The following is a 2,487-nucleotide window of genomic DNA, read 5'->3' on the forward strand; positions in this document are numbered from 1 at the left end:
AAACATAACGTTAATTCTTTACATTTGTATTTTAATACTTGCAGCATACCGCAGTATGCGTTTCGTTTATGCTGCAAATATAGCGCAAATGAGACATATATCGCAAATAGAATAAGGATAAATTTCAAATGGGACGTAAAATAAGATAAATAGAACAGTATTATGAAAGATACAGGACAGTTAGAACAACTTATTATGCTTTTTGGGAATGGTAGTCAAAGTTCGTTTGCCAATACTATAGGCATAAAGCAGAGTACTATAGCAACATGGCTATCTCGTAAGAACTTTGCCCCCGAGCGTATAAAAGCAGCCTTGCCACAAGTTGATGGCAATTGGTTGCTTACAGGTGAAGGCAATATATTACTAACAAACAACGATAACGGCAATAACAAAACAATATTATCCACACAACAAAACACAAACCACGGCACACAAATCATCGGTGAAAACATAGAAAACCACACTTTCAATACAGAAATACTCAAGCAACAAATAGCATCACTACAAGCACTACTTAGCGAGAAAGAACGGCTTATCAACGTGCTGCTCAATAGTCAAAGACGTGGTCAACAGTAAAGTTCAAAACTGATAACTAAAAAGGGTTTTTGCTAATATTATGAATAAAAAAGACATTGTAGAACAATTACTAAAGCATTTCGCATACGGAAATCAATCTCAATTCGCAAGATTGTTAGGCTGCCAACAGGGTGTTGTTGCAGGTTGGATTAGGCGAAATTCTATAGACCCCGAGCGCATTAAACGCGCATTTCCTCAAGTTGATGGCAACTGGCTGCTTACAGGAGAGGGTAACATGCTGTTGGAATACAAGGACATCACAAAGGCAGTGCTTACGACACATCGAAACACCAACAACGGCACGCAAATCATCGGTGAAAGCGTGGAAAATCGCAACACCGAGACAGATATGCTAAAGCAACGTATCGCAGACCTGCAAGCGTTGCTCAATGAAAAAGAACGGCTGATAAAGGTGCTGCTCAGCAATAACAAGGGGGGCTTTTGAATAGAATTAACGTTATGTTTAATAATACACGCATAACGTCACAGCAAAGCCCCTTTAGCCACACCGCTAAAGGGGCTTTGCCATTACTACCCCACCCCACCAGCCAAGCATATTGAACAACAAAAAAGAAACGTATTAAACAAGTAGACACAATGAAATACAGCATACTTTTCATGCCCGACAACCGCGCACACCTGCGCATGGTAGTACGTTACATGGGCAAAAGACTCTTCTGCAACGTTGGCTACAACATAGACACCGACAAGTGGAACAAAGACACACAACGCTGCCGGCGAAACACCACACACGGCAAAGACCTCGTACCCGCCGCAAAAATCAACGCCGCCATACAGCACTACGAAGACACCGCTGTGCGCGTGCTTGACACACAGCCAACAACCTTCGACGACTTCAAGCAACAAATGCTCCAAGCCATTGGCAGACACCACGAACAAGATAACGAGCCACACAAAGATTTTTTCAGTCTCTACGAACAATACCTCAGCAGTGAGTCCAACCGCTGCAGCTGGAGCAAAGGCACTGTGCAAAAAACACAACGCTTAATAAAGGAATGGCAGGACTTTCGTCCAGACATGACGTTAACAGCAATCAACGAAGACACACTCGAACAATTCCGACAATACCAAACAAGCCTCAACCACCAAAACGAGACCGTACTCAAAAAGCTCTCCATGTCCAAGTGGTTCTTCCGTTGGCTCGTGTCAAAAGGGCTTCTCACCGACCTCTCATTCTCAGCCTACCGCCCACGGCTCAAAAGGTCGTCGCGCTGCGTGGTATACCTCACATGGACAGAACTCATGGCCGTATACAATCACCAATTCACCACAGAAGAGCAACACCTTGCCCGCGTGCGTGACGTATTCTGCTTTTGTTGTTTCACCTCCCTGCGCTACTCCGATGCCCGCGCCCTCAAAAAGGCCGACATTTACGGCGATGCCCTACACATCACCACACAAAAAACCAACGACCGGCTCACAATCGAACTCAACGACTACTCGCGCGCCATACTCCAGTCCTACACCGCACAACCTGGCGAGCGCGCCCTACCCGTCATCAGCAATCAGAAAATGAACGATTATCTGAAAGAGGTAGGTCGTCTGTGCGGCCTCAACGAAAAGTTGACCGATGTCACCTACACAGGAGGCATCAAAACCACCATCACCAAGCCCAAGTGGCAAATGCTCGGCACCCATTGTGGCCGTCGCACCTTCATCTGTAACGCCCTCATGATGGGCATTCCCGCGAATACGGTCATGAAATGGACTGGCCACTCCGACTATAACAGCATGAAACCCTACATCGACATAGCCGACAGCGCAAAAAAAACGGCCATGGCATTGTTCAACAGAACAAAACCATGACCTTAATACCTTTAATTTGTCGCTCTTTTTGTCGCCACAAATACGTAAAACACTGAAAATCAGTATACTTTGTGGACCAGCTAG

General features: G+C 45.3%; 3 protein-coding genes. All 3 read left to right on the forward strand.

Features of this window, described 5'->3' with window-relative positions:
• Window positions 1-162: 162 nt before the first annotated feature.
• The 3 genes from BQ5453_RS00850 to BQ5453_RS00860 all read left to right on the forward strand — a co-directional run bounded on the left by BQ5453_RS00850 (window position 163) and on the right by BQ5453_RS00860 (window position 2,403).
• Complete coding sequence (locus BQ5453_RS00850; protein ID WP_071121746.1) at window positions 163-576, forward strand: helix-turn-helix domain-containing protein; 414 nt, start codon at window positions 163-165, stop codon at window positions 574-576.
• A gap of 40 nt (window positions 577-616) precedes the next feature.
• Window positions 617-1,021 (forward strand): helix-turn-helix domain-containing protein, encoded by a 405-nt coding sequence (locus BQ5453_RS00855; protein ID WP_071121747.1) that lies wholly within the window; start codon window positions 617-619, stop codon window positions 1,019-1,021.
• Window positions 1,022-1,173: 152 nt separating this feature from the next.
• Entirely contained in the window at window positions 1,174-2,403 is a 1,230-nt protein-coding gene (locus tag BQ5453_RS00860; RefSeq protein ID WP_071121748.1) for a site-specific integrase, read from the forward strand.
• The last annotated feature ends 84 nt before the right edge of the window (window positions 2,404-2,487 follow it).

It is taken from the genome of Prevotellamassilia timonensis (assembly GCF_900106785.1).
Lineage (GTDB): Bacteria > Bacteroidota > Bacteroidia > Bacteroidales > Bacteroidaceae > Alloprevotella > Alloprevotella timonensis.

Excerpts from the sequence above, each read along its gene's own strand:
- BQ5453_RS00850 (WP_071121746.1), top strand. The coding sequence starts at position 163 with ATGAAAGATACAGGACAGTTAGAACAACTTATTATGCTTTTTGGGAAT.
- BQ5453_RS00855 (WP_071121747.1), top strand. The coding sequence starts at position 617 with ATGAATAAAAAAGACATTGTAGAACAATTACTAAAGCATTTCGCATAC.
- BQ5453_RS00860 (WP_071121748.1), top strand. The coding sequence starts at position 1,174 with ATGAAATACAGCATACTTTTCATGCCCGACAACCGCGCACACCTGCGC.